This is a genomic window from Glutamicibacter sp. V16R2B1, from assembly GCF_005774635.1.
Lineage (GTDB): Bacteria > Actinomycetota > Actinomycetes > Actinomycetales > Micrococcaceae > Glutamicibacter > Glutamicibacter creatinolyticus.
The window spans coordinates 25,586-42,282 of sequence record NZ_VATX01000009.1 but is presented as its reverse complement, the minus strand read 5'-3'; the positions used below and the strand labels follow the sequence as shown (position 1 = coordinate 42,282).

Genomic DNA, 16,697 nt, shown 5'->3' with positions numbered 1-16,697 from the left:
TCGTCCACCGGCAAGTTCCCGGGGCGCCAAGTTCCCGGGGAACACAGCCCGCACCGGGAAGAGGGTAGGAAACTAGGCACGACGGGGGCGATGCCGCGCGTCGGAGGTGGACCAGTAGGCGCCCAGCGCCAGGAGCAGCCCAACCAGTGCGGTCACCGAGAACGCGACCGGGGAATCTTCCCCGCCCAGCCCCACCAGCGGGCTGACCAGCGCGCCGGCCAGGAACTGTGCGCAACCCAGCGCAGCCGAGCCGCTGCCCGAGGTGCGTCGCACCTCCTCCAGGGCCAGGCCGGTGGTGTTGCCCATGACCAGGCCAACGGGAGCCACCATAAAGAAGATCACCACCGCCAGGATGGGGGAGCGCACCCCGGAAAACACCAAGGTGAGCATCACCAGGCCGGAAACCAGCAGGATCACCAGGGCCACCCCCACCGTGCGGCGCAACGGAACCCGCAGCGCCAACCGGGCGGAGATCAGGCCGGAAAGAATCAGGCCCAGTGAGTTGACGCCAAAGCACAGGGCATAACCGGTGGGGCTGAATCCCATGACGTTCTGGTAGAGGAACGGGGAAGCCGAAATGTAGGCCATCATCGCTCCGAAAGTCGCCGCGAACTGGACCATGTAGCCCACGAACCGGCGCTGGGTCAGCACCGTCCCCAACGGCCCGAACAGTGCCCCGGTGGAACGGGCCGCGGCCGGGTGGGTTTCACGCACCACCGCAAACGAGCCCAGGGCCATCAGCCCCGCCGCCCCGGCAAGCACCCACAGCACCGCGCGCCAGCCCCCGGCATGGGCCACCGCGGCACCCAGGATCGGGGCGACCGCCGGAGCGACCCCGCCGATGGTCATCAGGATCGAAAAGATGCGTGCGGTGCGCGGCCCGGAGGTGACGTCGGAAACGATGGCCTTGGAAATCACCAGGCCCGCCGCAGCACCCACGCCCTGGATGCCGCGTGCGGCAATGAGCGTGGGCAGGCTCGGGGCCAGTGCGGCACCGATCGAGGCCAGCACGAACAACAGCGTTCCGTAGCGCAGCGGAATGGTCCGTCCCCAGCGGTCGGAGAACGCGCCCCACAGCAGCTGCCCCAGCGCCATCCCGATCAGGAAGGTGGTCAGCGTCAGCTGCACCCCCGAGGCGGTGGTGGAGAACTCGTCCTGCATGGCAGGGAAAGAGGGCAGGTACATGTCCGTGGCCAGCGGCCCGGTCGTGCCCAACAGCACGATCACCATGAACAGGGCAGCGGTCAGCCGGGAGGCGGAGGGGGAAGATGACATATCTGCCATTCTAAATGTGGCCCTGGTCGGGGACCGCGGCCGGCCTGGCAGGTTACGAAGCGCCCGTTCGGGCACCCACGGGGTCACCGGGAGCCGGGGGATTGGAGGCCGTGGCGTCGGGGCCCTCCAACCAGGCCACGCACGCCCCGGCCAGCGCAACCAGCCCAATGCCCGCCAGCGCCACCGGCGACAGGGCCTGATCCAGCAGCAGCCACCCGATCAGCGTGCCCATGGCCGGGTCAATGGCGAACAGGGTGCCAATCACGCGGGCCGAGGAAATCCGGGCCGCCAGGGTGTCCACCGCGTAGGGGATGGCCACCCCGATCAGCGCGCTGAGCGCCAGCATCATCCACTGCCCGCCGGAGACCTCCGCCACCCGTGGAACCCCGAAGGGCAGGCTGACCAGCGCCGCAACCGCGACTGAAAGGGCCAGGGAGGAAATCGACTCCGAATCCTGTTTGCCGACCTTCTCCGCCAGCAGCGTATACAGGGCAAAGCACAGTCCCGCACCCAGACCGAAGGCGAAGCCCAGCAGATCGAAATAGCCGCCGGGCCCGGCAATCAGGATCACGCCGGCCAGGGCCAGCAATGCCCACAGGGCCTCGCGCACGCGCCGACTGAGCACCAACGCCACAATGGCCGGGCCCAGGAAATCAAGGGTCACCGCGATCCCCAGCGGCAAATGCTCAATGGCCTTGTACAGCAGCAGGTTCATCGCTGCCATCGCGACCCCGTAGCCGGCAATGGCCGCCCACTGCCGGGCACTGCGCCCGGTGAGCCGGGGACGGAAGAACGCCAGCAGCATCAGCGCTGCCAGCACCAGGCGCAGCGAGCTGACCGCCGGGGAGCCCAGCGAATCAAACATGCTCGCGGACACGGCGGAGGAGAGCTGGATCCCCAACGAGCCGATCAGCACATACAGTGCCGCCCGTGCGCCGGGGTGCGCCGGGGCCAACGCCGGCGCATTGTTGTTCGTGGACAACAGCTCACTCCTTTGGGACGGGGCGGGACGTCACATCCCGGGGAGCCGGAGGACGGATGGAGGATGCGCTCCGACTTGAGCCTGAGTAAAGAATTCGTTGCGCTCACGGCGCACCGGTGGGTGCAAACTCCCCTACCTGTGAAAGTATAGTCACATGGTTTTGGCGCGATTGATCCTCGGGTTGTTGTGCTTGTCGCCGATGACCGGCTACGAGCTGAAGAAGCACTTTGACTCCTCCATCAACCACTTCTGGAACGCCGACAAGGCGCAGATCTACCGCACGCTGGCCCAGCTGGTGGACAAGGGCTACGCCACGGTGCGCACCGTGCCGCAAAGCAACTACCCGGACCGCCAGGAACACCACATCACCCCCGAGGGCCGCCAGGCGCTGCGCCAGTGGCTGGGGGACGGGGTGGCCCGCGGCACCGAACGCGACCCGTTCATGGGCCAGGTGTTCTTCGCCGCGGAACTCGAACGCGAGGAAATCCAGGACCTGCTGGCCACCCGGCGGGATCAGACCCAGTCCACCCTGGATGACTACCTCTCCCAGCGGGAGGGCATCGACATGCGTGCGGCCGCCGACCGGCGCAGCTTCCTGATGGCCGCCACCTTGGACCACGCCATCCGCCAGCAGGTGGCCGAAATTGAATGGCTCGACGCGGTAATGGAGTACCTGCCATGACTGATAAGAAGAACCCCGAGGGCCTGGGCCCGAACCAGAAGAAACCGACCGGCCAGCCCGCCGGCGAGCAGCCAACGGCGGCCGGGCAACAGACCGGCAATAGGCAGCCAGCCGAGGGTAAACCTCAGCAGGCAGCGCCGCAGACCAAGGACGCCACCGCCGCAGGCAACCAGGCCAAGGGCAACCGGCCCCAAGACGCGGCAGACAAGACAGCTGCCGCCAAGGCAAGTGCGGCAAAGCCGGACGCAGCAAAGGAGCCGGTGAAGGAAAAACCGGCCGCCAAGGTCCCCACCGCGAAGGACTCCGGTCAGCCGGCCCCCGATGGGCAGGAGCCGGCACCCCAGAAGTCGTCGCCGACCAAGCCAGCGAAGAGCAAGCCGGCGAAGAGCAAGGCGGCACAGGAGGGCTCGAAGCAGTCGGCCGCCGAGCCGCGGCCCAAGCCCACCGACCCGGTGAACAGCTCCGCCCCAGCGCAGGCGGCCAAGGCCGGCAAGCTCAGGGCCGGTGAACCGATCGGTGAACAACCCAAGCCGGGCACCGGGCAGCGTCCGGGCGTGGTCAAGTCCCCGAGCGGCCCCAGCCGTGAGGGATCCGCGCTGAGCCACCTGGCCGACAAGGTCAAAAACGGCCGGCTGCTTGCCGGACAGGGGTTCGGGCGCAAGCCGCAGGCCGGCCCGGTGGCGGAGAAGTCCGGCACCGGCGCGACGGCGAAGCCGGCGGCCGCCGCCAGGCCCGCCACCCCCACCCGGGTCGACGGCAAGGGGCCGGGCGACTACCCGGAGGTGCATCCGGTGCGCCGCCACAGCGGCAACCAGACCCCGCAAACCATTGTGTTCCTGCATGGCGGGAACGTCGGCAACTGGTCCTGGGATCCGCAGGTGCTGGCGCTGGGGGACTTCCACATCCTCACCCTGCACCTTCCGGCGTTCGGGGCCCGCAGCGAGGAGCCCTGGCAGGGACTGGAGTCCGCGGCCGATGACGTGGCGGCGCTGATCGCCGATGAGGTCGCCGAGGGCGGGGTGCACCTGGTGGGGATGTCCCTGGGCGGGGTGATCGCCCTGCACGTGGCCGCCCGCCACCCGGAACTGGTGGAATCCCTGATGATCACCGGCACCCCGGTGGCCGGGGTGCCCGCCCCGGCCCGGGCGTTGAGCCGGATGCAGCTCAAACTGCTGGGCAACGAATGGTACTGGCGTTTCCAGGCCGGCGCGCACGGCATGGTCGATGACGAACGCGACCTGTTCGCGTCCCATGGCCTGGCCCTGAAACCGGCCAACCTGCGCGCCATCATGGACGAGCTGGACCCGGGAGGGCTGCCGGCGAACCTGGCGGCCTTCACCGGCCCGGTGCTGATCCTGGCCGGGGCGAAGGAGCCGAAGGTGGTCCAGCGCTCCTTCGCGCCGCTGCAGACCCTGCTGCCCCAGGCGGTCACCCGCCTGGTTCCGAACCTGCACCACCAGTGGAACATCGAGGATCCGGTGTTCTTCAACTCCGTGGTCCGCCGCTGGGTCACCGAGGGCAAGGTCCACACCCGGCTCGCGGACCCCGCCGCAGCCAAGCCGGCCCAGGGCAAGTAGGGACCCGCACCCCCGGCCCCGGTGGCCTGGGCCGGGGGACAAGGGAAAAGGCGCGCCCGCTGTCGCGGACGCGCCTGGTACCCGTGCGGCTCAGCGGACCCCCATGATCCGTTGGACTGCCAGAGTGCGGTGTTGTGGCTAGACGGCCAGCCACACATCCGGTCCGAAGACCTCGTAGTGGATGCGCTCGGCCGGAATGCCTGCAGCCAGTGCCTGTCCACGCACTGCGTGCATGAACGGCAGTGGACCGCACAGGTAGACGTGGGAATTCGGGTCGAACTCGGCATTGTTCAGGTTCATCAGACCGGCGGTGCTCTTCACATCGGTGGGCAGCTCGCCGCGTTCGAACCAGGTGGTCAGGGTCGCGTTGGGCAGCTTCTCCACGGATTCGACCATCTGGGCGCGAAGGGCCCAGGTGTCGGCTTCCTGATCCGCGTGCAATACGGTGATCGAACGCTGTGAGTTGCTCTCGGCCAGGGTGGCCAGGGCGGCGGCGCTCGGGGTGCAGCCAATGCCGGCGGTGGCGATCACCAGCGGCTCACCGGAGTGGTCGATGACCAGGTCGCCGTAGGGGTTGGAAATCTCAATGGTGTCCCCAACCTTCAGCTGGGTGTGCAGGATCGGGGTGAACTCACCGTTCGGATCCAGCTTCACGGTCACGGTGCGCCGGGAGGTGTCGGCGACATTGCCGGAGAGGGTGTACTGGCGGACCTGGCGGACGCCGTCGGCCATCGGCATGCGCAGCGAAATGAACTGGCCCGGCTCGGCGGGGGTGACCGGGGTGTCATCGGCTGGCTCAAAGGTGAAGGTCACCGAGCTCGGCGCGGTTTCCTCCCGCCCGGTCAGGGTCCACAGGCTGTAGTAGTGGTCGTTGACCTGCTTGGCGTACAGGCCCTTCTCGATCTTGATCAGCGCGTGGGCCATCAGCCAGTAGACCTCGGACCAGGCGTCCGCGATCTCCGGGGTCAGGGCGTCCCCGAGGTTCTCGGCGATGGCGGCGAACAGGTGTTCGTAAACGATCGGGTACTGTTCCTCGACGATGCCCAGCGAGGCGTGCTTGTGGGCGATGCGCGCCAGCATGGTCTCGGGCAGGGTGTCGGGGTTGTTCAGCAGGTGCGAGGCGAAGACCGCGATGGAACCGGCCAGCGCCTGCTGCTGCTTGCCGTTCTTCTGGTTCGAGCGGGAGAAGTATCCATCCAGCAGGTCCGGACGCGCGGCAAACATGCGGTTGTAGAAGTTCGGGGTGATGCTGGAAATCCGCTCGGCGATGATCGGCAGGGTGGCTTCGATGACCGGGCGGGATTGAGTGGAAAGCATCGGGTCTCCTTGTGGCGGTTTATCTTGCATCCCATATGCAAGATTTACATCTTAAGTTCTACGCGACGTAGAACTGATTGGCAAGTCCGTGACGCCCGGCAGCTGGCTAACGGGTGCCGCTGGGACGGATTTGGGGGAAGGGAAGGCGCGTCAGCGCCGGGGAAGCGGAGACCACATCGGCCACCGTCAGGTTGTCCAAAGAAGCGTAGAAAGCGTCTCTGGCTTGGCGCAACGCGCCGCGCAGCCGGCATCCGCCGACCATCGGGCAGTCATGGGCGGCGTCGTGGGTTGTGCAGTCCACCACATCTTCACGCCAGTCCAGGGTGCGCAGCAAGGAGCCCAGATTCATCTGCAGACCCTGTTCGGTGATGCTGGCCCCACCGTGCCGGCCTCGGGTCACCTCCAGGGCCCCGAGGCCGCCCAGCTCGGCCACGGCCTTGGTGACGTGGTTGTACGGAACGTGGATCAGTTCGGCGATCTGCCGGGTGGTCAGCTGGCCGACACCGTGCGCGCCAAGCACCATCAAGGTGCGCAGGCACACGTCGGTATAGGCGCTGAGTCTCATTGCTGATCCATCACTAGGTCCGGGCCGCTGGGCGGGGGCCGGTGGCTACTGGGCGTCCGGGGCGAACAGCGACATGTCCGCCGGTTCGGCCACCGGGTCCTCGAAGTGCCAGGTGCCGCCGGGCTCATCGGGCATGGTGTAGGGCTGGACAATTGCCAGGGCGGCGCCGGCCTTGTGCTCGGCCACCACATGGATCGCGTCGCGGTTGTCCTCGGCCAGCAGCACATCGGAGGTGATGGCCACGGCCGCGAAGTTCGCGCCCTCCTGGTTCAGCACCTGAACCAGGTCCGCGGCCATGGCCTCGGTGTCGATATCGGCTTCCGGGTCATCGGGGTTCTCGGTCGGCGGCACCGCCAGTAGACGCAGCTCCGGCTCCTCGGCCCCGCTCCGCGGTTCCAGGCCGATCGCGAAGGGCAGGAAGACGCCCTGCTCCTCCAGTTGCTCGCGAGCAACACCCAACGCCGTACCCAGCACCTTGTTCAGGGCTTCCTTGACCGAGTCATCGAGTTCGTCAAAATTCATGGTCTCGTCCTCTATTTCCTCGTCCACTTGCTTCGTTTCGGTCGCTTACTTCGTTTTGGCGTTTTCCCGCACAATGCCCAGCACGGTGTCCCGGATGGGGGTGATCACCGAGGCCTGCGCCCCCTCGCCGTTGAATCGCAGGTACGGTTCGGTGTTGGAGGGACGCAGGTTGATCCACCAGCTACCATCCTGCGCGCTGATGGTGGTTCCATCAAGGCGCTGCACCACCACCGGCTGGCCGGCGAAATGCTCCAGCACCCGGTCCACGGCCCCCTGCTTGTCCTCCACCTCGGAGTTGATCTCCCCGGTGGCGGTGTAGGGCTCGTATTCCGCGCCGAATTCTGACAATGGTAGCGGCTGGGAACCCAGGGCCGCCAATACGTGCATGGCCGCCAGCATCCCGGTGTCGGCGTTGAAGAAGTCCCGGAAGTAGTAGTGCGCCGAGTGCTCGCCGCCGAAGACCGCGCCCTGGCGGGCCATCTCGGCCTTGATGAAGGAGTGGCCCACCCGGGTCATCACCGGCTTGCCCCCGGCCCGGGTCACGAACTCCGGGACCGCCTTGGAGGTGATCAGGTTGTGGATGATGGTCGGGGTCTGTTCCCCGTCCTTTTGGACGCGGGCGATTTCACGCACCGCCACCAGCGCGGTGATGGCCGAGGGGGAGAGCGGTTCGCCCTTTTCGTCAATGACGAAGCAGCGGTCCGCGTCCCCGTCGAAGGCCAAGCCCATGTCCGCACCGTGCTGGAGCACCGCGGCCTGCAGGTCCCTCAGGTTCTCCGGCTCCAGCGGGTTGGCCGGATGGTTCGGGAAGGTGCCATCCAGCTCAAAGTACAGGTCAATGATCTCCAGCGGCAGGCCGGGCAGCACCGCATCTCCCAGCACGGCCGGGGTGGTCATCCCGGCCATCCCGTTGCCGGCATCCACCACGATCTTCAGCGGGCGGATCTGGGACAGGTCCACCAGCTCACGCAGGTAGGCGGCGTAGTCGCCCAGCACGTCCAGTTCGCTGATCGTGCCCTGGGGAGCGTCCCCGGAGACCGGCAGGCCCTCATCGAGGTACCCCTGGGCCACGTCACGGATGTCATACAGCCCGGTCTCGGAGGAGATCGGCACGGCCCCGGCCTTGGACATCTTGATGCCGTTGTACTGGGCCGGGTTGTGGCTGGCGGTGAAGACCACCCCGGCCGCGTTGTGCTTGCCGGCGGCGAAGTACAGCTCGTCGGTGGAGATCAAGCCGAGCATCTTCACGTTGGCCCCGCGGTAGGTCGCCCCGCGGGCGAAGGCCTGGCAAAAGTCTGCGCTGGAAGGACGCATGTCCCCGCCCACCAGGACCTCGCGTCCGCCTAGTCCCAAAACATCCACGAACGCTGCGCCAATGGCTTCCACGGCTTCCTCGTTGATGGTCTGTCCCACCACGCCGCGCACGTCGTACGCCTTGAAGCACTGCTTAAGATCAATCTCTGCACTCACGCACCTCACACTACCGGGATGCCGGGCCCAATGCCCTGTCCTGGGGCGGTACGGGCATAGGAGTTCGCTAACAGTTTCGCCGTGGGCAGGACCGTGCGCACGCCGGTGCCCGGGCAGAAGCGCAAAAGGTCGGAGGCTGCTGGAATACTGGGGGCATGGCGCAGCTACAGCAGACCGAATTAAAGGAACTGGCACTGGAGAAGCTGCGGGCGCTGGTCCAGCACCCGCAGGCCGAGTTCCATCCCGGACAGTTCGAGGCGATCTCCGCCCTGGTTGCCCAGCAGCGCCGCGCCCTGGTGGTGCAGCGCACCGGCTGGGGCAAGTCGGCGGTCTACTTCGTTTCCTCCCTGCTGCTGCGGGCCATGGGCCGCGGGCCGACCCTGATCGTCTCCCCGCTCCTGGCGCTGATGCGCGACCAGGTCGCCGCCGCGGAGCGGGCCGGGGTGCGTGCCGCGGCGATCAACTCGGCCAACGTCCTGGAATGGCGTGAAATCCTGGACCAGCTGCAGCGTGACGAGCTGGACGTGCTGCTGGTCTCCCCGGAGCGGCTGAACAACCCCTCCTTCCGGGAACACCAGTTGCCGGTGCTGATCCAGCGCATGGGCCTGTTGGTGATCGACGAGGCGCACTGCATCTCCGACTGGGGGCATGACTTCCGCCCGGACTACCGTCGCATCCGGGACCTGATTTCCCGTCTGCCGCAGGGGCTGCCGGTGTTGGCCACCACCGCCACCGCCAACTCGCGCGTGGTGCAGGACGTGGCCGAGCAGCTGGCGGTGGGCGGTCAGGAGGTGTTTACGCTGCGCGGCACCCTGGCCCGCGACTCGCTGCGCCTTGGAGTGCTCAAGCTCGCCTCCCCGCGCATGCGCCTGGCCTGGCTGCTGAGCCACATTGAGGACTTCCAGGGCTCCGGGATCATCTACACGCTCACCGTCTCGGCGGCCGAGGACATTGCCCGGATGCTGCGCGAAGCCGGGCACGAGGTCGCGGCCTACACCGGGCGCACGGACCTGGAGCAGCGCGAGCGGCTGGAGGCGGCGCTGAAGGCCAATCAGGTCAAGGCGCTGGTGGCCACCAGCGCGCTGGGCATGGGCTTTGACAAGCCGGACCTGGGCTTCGTGATCCACGTGGGCGCGCCCAGTTCCCCGGTGGCCTACTACCAGCAGGTGGGCCGCGCCGGACGCGGCAGCATCAACGCGGACGTGCTGCTGCTGCCCGGAGTGGAGGACGCCGAGATCTGGGAGTACTTCGCCACCAGCTCGATGCCCGACGAACAGCGGGCCGGGCAGGTGCTCTCCACGCTGGCCGCGGCCGACGGCCCCATGAGTGTGCCGGCCCTGGAAAGCGCCGTAAACCTGCGACGCACCCCGCTGGAGCTGCTGCTGAAGGTACTGGCCGTGGACGGGGCGGTGGAAAGGGTGGCCGGCGGCTGGATGCGCACCGACATGCCCTGGTCCTATGACGCCGAACGCTACCGCCGGGTCGCCCAGAGCCGGGTGCATGAACAGAACCTGATGAAGGACTATGAGAACACCACCGGCTGCCGGATGGAGTTCTTGACCCGCACCCTGGATGACCCGCAGTCCGAACCGTGTGGACGGTGCGACCGCTGCGCCGGGCCCTGGTATGACGATCACATCCCGGACACCGCGAAGGACTCCGCGCAGGCGGCCCTGGGCCGCGTAGGGGTGCCGATCGAACCCCGTAAGGCCTACCCGTCCGGGATGGACCGGCTGGGGCATTCGCTCAAGGGCAAGATCCCGGTCGACGAACAGGTCCAGGAGGGCCGGGCCCTGGCCAGGCTGACCGACCTGGGCTGGGGCAACCGGCTGCGCCAACTGTTCGCCGATCCCACCGACGCACCAATCAATGACGCCCTGCTGCAGGCCTGCGTGAAGGTGCTGGCCGAATGGGACTGGCAGACCCGGCCCGTCGGGGTGGTGGCGATGCCCTCGCGGGCCCGTCCCCAGCTGGTCGGCTCCCTGGCCTACCGCCTGGCCGAACTGGGCCAGCTGCGCTACCTGGGTCAGCTGCAGTACCGCACCGCCCCGGCCGAGGGGGGAGCCGGAGGCAACTCGGCGTTCCGGGTGGCCGAGGTGGCCGATGCCTTTGACATTCCCGCGGACATGGAGGCCCTGCTCTCCTCGGCGCCGGGACCGGTGCTGTTGGTCGATGACCTGTGCGATTCGCGCTGGTCACTGGCGATGGCGGGCCGTGCCTTGCGGATTGCGGGAGCTCCCGGTGTATTGCCTTTCACTTTGGGCATAGCCGGGTGAACGGGCAGGGAAAGGAAGTACGCTGGAAGCATGGAAATCCTCATCTGGCTCGTCGTGGTCATCTTTGTCCTGGTAGCGGGGTTCTTCTGGCTGCAGTCCGTGCGCAAGCGCAATATGGAGCAGATCTCCCAGTCGGTTAGCCGTGAAGCTGCCCAGGCTGCCGCGGCCAAGCTGGATGAGGAATCACGCAAGTCGATCTACCGGGACCTGGCCAAGGGGGATGTCATGGCCGCGGTGCAGAAGTACCGTGCCAAGACCGGAGCCAGCGTAAAGGAATGCGTGATCGCCGTGCGCAGCCTTGACGCCTACCCGCAGGCCGGTGGCCCCGCATCGATTCCGGAGCTGGATGCCGAACCGCACCAGGATAGTTCGGATCTGCCCCCGGCGGCGCGCGACGTGGCCGTGGCTGAAGCCCCCAAGGATGGAAGCGACCAGGACGCAAACGCCGAAGACTTGCCGGGTTCGAAGGAACCCGCCGCTGATTTGCCGGGTGATGACACCGGGGCGGGCATCGAGGTGCCGCGCACTGCGGATACCGGGGACATCCAGTCGCTGCCCGATGATGAAACTTGGGTGGTGCCCACCGAATGGAACGAAAAATTTGGATCGGATCGCACCCCCAGTTCCACTCATTTCAAGCTGGCCTACGAGGTGGATGGCGAACAGCATGAGTTCTCCAGCGAGAAGCTGCCGCCGAACGAGTACGACCAGCTCTTCTCGATGTTGCGCGACGGCGATACGGCCGGGGCAGCCCAGATCCTGCACGACCACACCATGCTTCCGGTGGAGGATTTGGAGCGCATGATCGCCACTTCACCGATGGCCGGGGGAGAGGGCACCGGGAACGTGGCCGACTTCCGTTTTGAGGGGCAGGGCCCGGACGGCCCGGTCTACTTTGACGCCGCGGACCTGCCGGAATCAGAACGCGAGGAGCTCTTTGACGCGATCGCGCGCACCGACCTGGAAAAGATGAGTTCCATCATCGTCAAGCACACCTCACTGCCCGCGGACATAGTCCAGAACATGCTCCGTTCCTTCGTCAAGCGTGAGGAATAGACGCGCATTCACGGTGGCAGATAACTTCTGGAACATCTTCTTGGAGTTTCATGTGAGTCACCGATTTCCGGTTGCAGGCCCATAGCGCCCTCACTAGCGTCGTACATATCAACGCACCGCACGGTGTGTGAGATCGCTACGGAAAGGGGAAGTACATGGGACTCGGAGATAAGATCAAGAACCAGGCCCAGGACCTCTCGGGCAAGGCCAAGGAAAAGCTCGGCGATGCGACTGATAACCAGGACATGCAGGCCGAGGGTCTGAAGGACCAGGCCGGCGCCAAGGCCAAGAAGGCCGGCGAAGAGGTCAAGGACGCGGCACACGACGTGAAGCGTGACCTGAAGTAAACCAGTATTAACTTTTGAACCGGTGGGGCCGGAGTCGACCAAGGGGTCGGTTCCGGCCCCACCGCTGTTTACCGGCGGAAATCGTCATAGATCTGCAGCGCATTCAACGGACGGGTAAAGCTGAACGAGAGTGAATGCCTGCTGCAGCCCAGCGTGCACTAGGAAAATCAAACCTGTCAGAGGCTTGAGACCTACCTCGCAGGATCTGTGAAATGCATCTTGGCAAACGAAAAACCCCCTAGTTTACTAGGGGGTTTTTGGCGGACACGGGGGGATTTGAACCCCCGGTCGAGTTTAACCCCGACCCTTCATTAGCAGTGAAGTCCATTCGGCCGCTCTGGCACGTGTCCATCCGCTGTTTCCAGCAAAATAAAGCTTATCGAAATTGCTGGCTGGAAACAAAACGGCCGCACGCTACTGTATCGCACGCCATAGGAACTCGTAGCTGGTGGCCAACATGCGGGCGGTAGACGCATTGTCGGTGGAACCGGCATGACCTCCGTCTTCCGGCTCGTGGTAACGCGTGGAGGAGATCCCCTTCTCCAGCATGCGAGCTGCCATCTTGCGTGCCTGTACGGGGCCAACCCGGTCATCGGTCGTCGTCGTCCAGATCAGGGACTTCGGATAGTCTTGCTCCGGATGCGGCTGATCATCCAGCCGGTGCAGCGGTGAGAAGGTACGCACGTATTCCCATTGTTCCGGAATCTCCGGGTCTCCGTACTCGGCTATCCAGGAGTGGCCGGCCGAAAGCCGGGTGTAGCGCTTCATGTCCAGCAGGGGAACACCGCAGGAGATGGCGCCGAAGAGCTGGGGGTACCCGGTGATCATATTGCCCATGAGCAATCCGCCATTGGAACGCCCGGTTGCGGCAAGGTGCGAACGGCTGGTGACCTTTCGTGCCACCAAGTCCTCGGCAATGGCCGCAAAGTCTTCATACGCGCGGTGACGGTTCTGCTGCAAGGCCGCACGGTGCCACTTCGGGCCGTACTCGCCCCCGCCACGGATGTTGGTCAACACGTACACGGCGCGGCGTCCCTGCGCAGTGCGGCGATTCAACCATGCGGTGCCCAGGGACGGGCTGTAGCCCGGGGTGAGACTGACCTGGAACCCTCCATAGCCGTCCATCAGTACCGGGTTCTTTCCGTCCAGCACCAACTGCTCATCAGCGACCTGGAAATACGGCACCCGGGTGCCGTCCGCGGATACCGCGAAATGCTGGGTCACGCTCAATCCGGCGGAATCAAAGCGCTCCGGTGAGCGCTTGATGACCTCGGCCTGCTCGCCAACTCGTCCGCGCAGCAAGGTGGTGGGCTGGGTGAAACCGGTGACGGTCATCCAGTAGTCCTCACCGGCCTGCTCATCCTCGTCATCCACGGCGCTGACCGACACGGAGAGGAAGTCACCCTGAACCGGCAGGGTACTGCTCGCAAACCCGGAATCCAGGTCGACAACCTGTACTTCGCTGGCCACATCCCGCAGGAGCGTGATCAGCAGGTGGCCTGCCGTGAAGGAGAAGGACTCAAGCGAGGTGTGCTCATCCGGGGTGAAGACCAGGGTGCCCGGATCGCCGGAATCAAGGAAGCTGGACAGTTCGGTGATGGCCAATGCTCCGGCCGGTACGACCGTGCCCTGCTGGTTCCAGTCGGTCTGTGGCGCGAAAAGCACCCATTGGCGGTGCAACAGGACCCGAACATCGGTGGGAACCTTGACGATCTGGTGGGTATCATCCCAAATCACCCCGGTCACCGAGTTGTAGAAGTCGATGGCGTCGGTGGTGACAATGCGTTCAAAACCCGGTGTCGAATCGAAATGTGCCCAGCCGCCCACGTGTTCCACGTCGACTTCGAAAATGGTCTCGGCCGCCGCCAGCTGCTGTCCGCGCTTCAACCGGCGTGTGCAGCGGGCGTAGGTGGAACGGGTCGTATCCTGTTCGTTGGTCGCGCTGGCCACCAAGATGGTGTCCTCATCCACCCAGGAGACCGAGGTCTTGGCCACCGGCAGCTCAAATCCGTCCGGCACGAACTCCAAGGATGCCAGGTCGAATTCCCGGATCATCACCTGGTCCCCGCCATCGGGGCTCATCCGGATCAGGGCGCGTCGGTACGGCTCGCCCGCCCCGGGGCGCAGCAGCTGTGCGCCGGCGAAATGCCGGTCCTGTTCCTGATTCCGCGCGTAGTCGTCAAAGTCGATCAGCACCTGCCATCGAGGGTTGGAGCTGCGGTAGGACTGCCAGTCGGTGCGCCGCCATACGCCCAAGCGGTGATCGGCGTCCCGCCAGAAGTTGTAGTAGTACTCGCCCCGCTTGGTGACCATGGGGATCTTGTCGGTGGCGTCCAGTACCTGCTGGATCCGTTGCGCGGTGGCCTCGAAGTTGGCGTCATAGAGCTCGCCTTCGGTGACGGCGTTCTGTTTCCGGACCCATTCAAGGGCCTTCTCGTCATGGATTCCCTCAAGCCAGTCAAGGGATTCGGTGTGATCAACGGGCGGTTGCTGGGTTGCGCTTCGGTCCATGTGCCCCAGTCTAGGCCGGAAACAGAATAATCTTGGAGGGTGAGTACCCAACGAGATGACACCAAAGCAACGTTCGCAGTAGCCATTATTGGCGCCGGCCCCCGCGGCACCAGCACGGTCGAGCGCCTTGCCAGCATGGTGGCCAACACCGGCCGGCTGGCTGTGCAACTGCGTGTCATTGTGCTTGATGCCTACCGGCCAGGCTCTGGACATGTGTGGGACTCAAGCCAGTCACCCAATTTCTGGATGAATACGCCCGCTTCCTTTCCCACTGTCGCCCCTGACCGGCAGGACAGCGAACCGGGACTCAGCTTTGCCCAGTTCGTGCAGCGCCATGGGGACGGTGCCAACCTGAGCCAGGGGCAGCAAGCCGAACTGCAGAACACCTCATCGGGGACCTACCCCACCCGCGCCCTGTACGGCCGGTATCTTGAGCATGTCTACGACCGGTGCGCGGCGGTACTCACCGGGCACCCGGATGTTGACTACGAATTCATCCGCGGTGAAGTGGTGGCGGTGGATCCCCGCGAGGCCACCTACCGGGTGAGCTATGAAACCCCCGGGAGCGACCAGCGGCACGAGTTGTGGGCCGATGCGGTGGTGCTGGCCCTGGGGCACCAGGCAGCGGACCTGAACCCGCAGCAGAAGGTGCTGGCAGAGCAGGCCCAACAGGCCGGGGCCACCTATATTGGCCCGAGCATCCCGCTGGATGTGGACTACTCGAAGTTCTCCGCCGGCAAGCCCGCACTGCTGCGTGGGATGGGCCTGAACTTCTTCGACGCCATGGCCGAACTGACGATCGGCCGCGGAGGGCAGTTCCGTGAGGTTTCCCAGGTACCCGGCGAGCGCTTTGACTACCTGCCCTCCGGGAAGGAGCCGGTACTGGTTGCCGCTTCCCGGCGCGGCACCCCCTACTGGGGCAAACCCTTGACGGATCGGTTCATCCCCGAGGACATCACGCTGCATTACCTGCAGGCCGAGGAGCTGATGCAGCAGGTGGCCGAAGCCCGGGGAAACAACCCCGAGGCCACTTTGGTGTTCAGCCGGGACATCTGGCCGCTGCTGCATCGGGACATCCTCTGGGCCTATTACAGCCAGTGTGCACGGGAGCACGAGGCGCAGCTGCCCATCCCGGCCGAGCAGTTCCTCTCCCATGTGGCCGAAATCCTGGACGCCGAACACCACGAGGGCACCCAGGTGTGGTTGGCTGCGCTGCGTGACTTCATCACCGGCTTCCCCATGATCCAGTGGCTGGATGTGCCGGGGCTGGCCCACCCCTTTGAGGAGATCGGCTTCCCCTCGCACGAGCACTACCAGCAGGCGGTGCGCCAGTACCTGCGGCATAACGCGCACTGCAGTGCGCGCGGCATGCAGGACCCGCTCTCCTGGGCGGTGCTGACCATGAACGCCGGACGGATGGTCGTCAAGGACCTGATCGCCCAGGGCCTGATAGACCAGCAGTCGAAGATCGAGGAAATCCAGGGACGCTTCGAACCGCTGGTGGAGGGAATGGCCTCGGGTCCTCCGTTGGAACGCATCGAACAGCTGTTGGCGCTTTCCCGTGCTGGACTCGTGTCCTTCGCTGGACCAGAACCGCGGTTTGAATTCGATGCGCTCGCCGGGGAATTCACCGTCTCATCCCCCTGGGTGGACAGCGAGGGGTACACCGCCCGGCTGTTGTGCGAATCGATGATGCCAGCCAACCGCGTGTTGCAGAACAACACCCGGCTAATGCGACAGCTGCTGGGGGACCGGGTGGCCCGGGCCTTCCGCTGGCAGAACGCGGATGGGGAACTGATCCCGGGGTCCGGCTTCGACGTGGTCGGTGAGCCCTACCGGCTGGTGGCCGGTGACGGCACCGTGCACCGCGGCATCTTCGTGCTGGGGCTGCAGCTGTCCTCCGTGCAGTGGGGGACCGCGATTGCCGCGCAGTCCGGGGATGTGGAAGACCCGGCGGCGCGCACGCTGGGAGATGCGCACCTGGTGGTCAACGAGCTGGCACGCCTGAGCGGGCTGGGGATCTCCCACCTGTCACTGCGGCGCTCGCAGCAGGGCGCCGAAGTCGGCGTGGGTGCCGGCCCGGACTACGACTAGCACCTGATCCCGGTCTTGTGCCG

General features: G+C 65.9%; 13 protein-coding genes and 1 tRNA gene. 6 read left to right on the top strand and 8 right to left on the bottom strand.

Annotation, left to right across the window (positions count from 1 at the left end; genetic code table 11):
- Positions 1–72 precede the first annotated feature (72 nt).
- Together FDN03_RS05775 and FDN03_RS05770 are read right to left on the bottom strand one after the other, a co-directional pair.
- Positions 73–1,275, bottom strand: a complete 1,203-nt coding sequence (locus tag FDN03_RS05775; protein ID WP_171021141.1) for a multidrug effflux MFS transporter — start codon at positions 1,273–1,275, stop codon at positions 73–75.
- A 52-nt stretch (positions 1,276–1,327) separates the two neighbouring features.
- The gene (locus tag FDN03_RS05770) at positions 1,328–2,257 is read right to left on the bottom strand and encodes an EamA family transporter (protein WP_249354323.1); all 930 of its coding nucleotides are present in this window, start codon (positions 2,255–2,257) and stop codon (positions 1,328–1,330) included.
- A gap of 154 nt (positions 2,258–2,411) precedes the next feature.
- On the opposite strand from FDN03_RS05770, the gene FDN03_RS05765 reads away from it, so the two are divergent.
- The gene (locus FDN03_RS05765; RefSeq protein WP_054821049.1) at positions 2,412–2,939 is read left to right on the top strand and encodes a PadR family transcriptional regulator; all 528 of its coding nucleotides are present in this window, start codon (positions 2,412–2,414) and stop codon (positions 2,937–2,939) included.
- A complete protein-coding gene (locus FDN03_RS05760) occupies positions 2,936–4,516 on the top strand; it encodes an alpha/beta hydrolase (protein ID WP_171021140.1) in 1,581 nt (526 codons plus the stop codon). Before FDN03_RS05765 ends, FDN03_RS05760 begins: the two co-directional genes overlap by 4 nt.
- 138 nt (positions 4,517–4,654) lie before the next feature.
- Here the strand turns inward: FDN03_RS05760 and FDN03_RS05755 are convergent, their stop codons facing one another.
- The 4 genes from FDN03_RS05755 to FDN03_RS05740 all read right to left on the bottom strand — a co-directional run bounded on the left by FDN03_RS05755 (position 4,655) and on the right by FDN03_RS05740 (position 8,390).
- On the bottom strand, positions 4,655–5,833 hold the full coding sequence (locus tag FDN03_RS05755; protein ID WP_138174964.1) for a globin domain-containing protein: 1,179 nt from the start codon (positions 5,831–5,833) through the stop codon (positions 4,655–4,657).
- A 106-nt stretch (positions 5,834–5,939) separates the two neighbouring features.
- Positions 5,940–6,398: an Rrf2 family transcriptional regulator gene (locus FDN03_RS05750; protein WP_138174962.1), complete on the bottom strand. Its 459-nt coding sequence runs from the start codon at positions 6,396–6,398 to the stop codon at positions 5,940–5,942.
- A gap of 45 nt (positions 6,399–6,443) precedes the next feature.
- Positions 6,444–6,947 (bottom strand): hypothetical protein, encoded by a 504-nt coding sequence (locus tag FDN03_RS05745; protein ID WP_249354321.1) that lies wholly within the window; start codon positions 6,945–6,947, stop codon positions 6,444–6,446.
- An 18-nt stretch (positions 6,948–6,965) separates the two neighbouring features.
- Entirely contained in the window at positions 6,966–8,390 is a 1,425-nt protein-coding gene (locus FDN03_RS05740) for a phosphomannomutase/phosphoglucomutase (RefSeq protein WP_138174958.1), read from the bottom strand.
- A gap of 155 nt (positions 8,391–8,545) precedes the next feature.
- Between FDN03_RS05740 and FDN03_RS05735 the strand changes: the two genes are divergently transcribed.
- From FDN03_RS05735 to FDN03_RS05725, 3 genes are all read left to right on the top strand, one after another.
- Positions 8,546–10,666: a RecQ family ATP-dependent DNA helicase gene (locus FDN03_RS05735; protein ID WP_138174956.1), complete on the top strand. Its 2,121-nt coding sequence runs from the start codon at positions 8,546–8,548 to the stop codon at positions 10,664–10,666.
- A 30-nt stretch (positions 10,667–10,696) separates the two neighbouring features.
- Positions 10,697–11,722, top strand: a complete 1,026-nt coding sequence (locus FDN03_RS05730; protein ID WP_138174954.1) for a hypothetical protein — start codon at positions 10,697–10,699, stop codon at positions 11,720–11,722.
- 155 nt (positions 11,723–11,877) lie between these two features.
- Positions 11,878–12,069, top strand: coding sequence for a CsbD family protein (locus FDN03_RS05725; protein ID WP_054821052.1), 192 nt, complete (start codon positions 11,878–11,880; stop codon positions 12,067–12,069).
- Between the two features lie 258 nt (positions 12,070–12,327).
- On the opposite strand, the gene FDN03_RS05720 is transcribed toward FDN03_RS05725, so the two are convergent.
- Together FDN03_RS05720 and FDN03_RS05715 are read right to left on the bottom strand one after the other, a co-directional pair.
- Positions 12,328–12,419: transfer RNA gene (locus FDN03_RS05720), tRNA-Ser, on the bottom strand.
- Positions 12,420–12,483: 64 nt separating this feature from the next.
- Positions 12,484–14,580 carry a prolyl oligopeptidase family serine peptidase gene (locus tag FDN03_RS05715; protein ID WP_138174952.1) on the bottom strand — a complete coding sequence of 699 codons (2,097 nt, stop codon included), beginning with the start codon at positions 14,578–14,580 and terminating at the stop codon, positions 12,484–12,486.
- A 39-nt stretch (positions 14,581–14,619) separates the two neighbouring features.
- Here FDN03_RS05715 and FDN03_RS05710 point away from each other — a divergent pair, with 39 nt between their 5' ends.
- Positions 14,620–16,674, top strand: a complete 2,055-nt coding sequence (locus FDN03_RS05710) for an FAD/NAD(P)-binding protein (protein WP_138174950.1) — start codon at positions 14,620–14,622, stop codon at positions 16,672–16,674.
- The last annotated feature ends 23 nt before the right edge of the window (positions 16,675–16,697 follow it).

Coding starts and splice junctions, on each gene's coding strand:
- FDN03_RS05775 (WP_171021141.1), bottom strand. CDS start 1,275: ATGTCATCTTCCCCCTCCGCCTCCCGGCTGACCGCTGCCCTGTTCATG.
- FDN03_RS05765 (WP_054821049.1), top strand. CDS start 2,412: ATGGTTTTGGCGCGATTGATCCTCGGGTTGTTGTGCTTGTCGCCGATG.
- FDN03_RS05760 (WP_171021140.1), top strand. CDS start 2,936: ATGACTGATAAGAAGAACCCCGAGGGCCTGGGCCCGAACCAGAAGAAA.
- FDN03_RS05755 (WP_138174964.1), bottom strand. CDS start 5,833: ATGCTTTCCACTCAATCCCGCCCGGTCATCGAAGCCACCCTGCCGATC.
- FDN03_RS05750 (WP_138174962.1), bottom strand. CDS start 6,398: ATGAGACTCAGCGCCTATACCGACGTGTGCCTGCGCACCTTGATGGTG.
- FDN03_RS05735 (WP_138174956.1), top strand. CDS start 8,546: ATGGCGCAGCTACAGCAGACCGAATTAAAGGAACTGGCACTGGAGAAG.
- FDN03_RS05730 (WP_138174954.1), top strand. CDS start 10,697: ATGGAAATCCTCATCTGGCTCGTCGTGGTCATCTTTGTCCTGGTAGCG.
- FDN03_RS05725 (WP_054821052.1), top strand. CDS start 11,878: ATGGGACTCGGAGATAAGATCAAGAACCAGGCCCAGGACCTCTCGGGC.
- FDN03_RS05715 (WP_138174952.1), bottom strand. CDS start 14,580: ATGGACCGAAGCGCAACCCAGCAACCGCCCGTTGATCACACCGAATCC.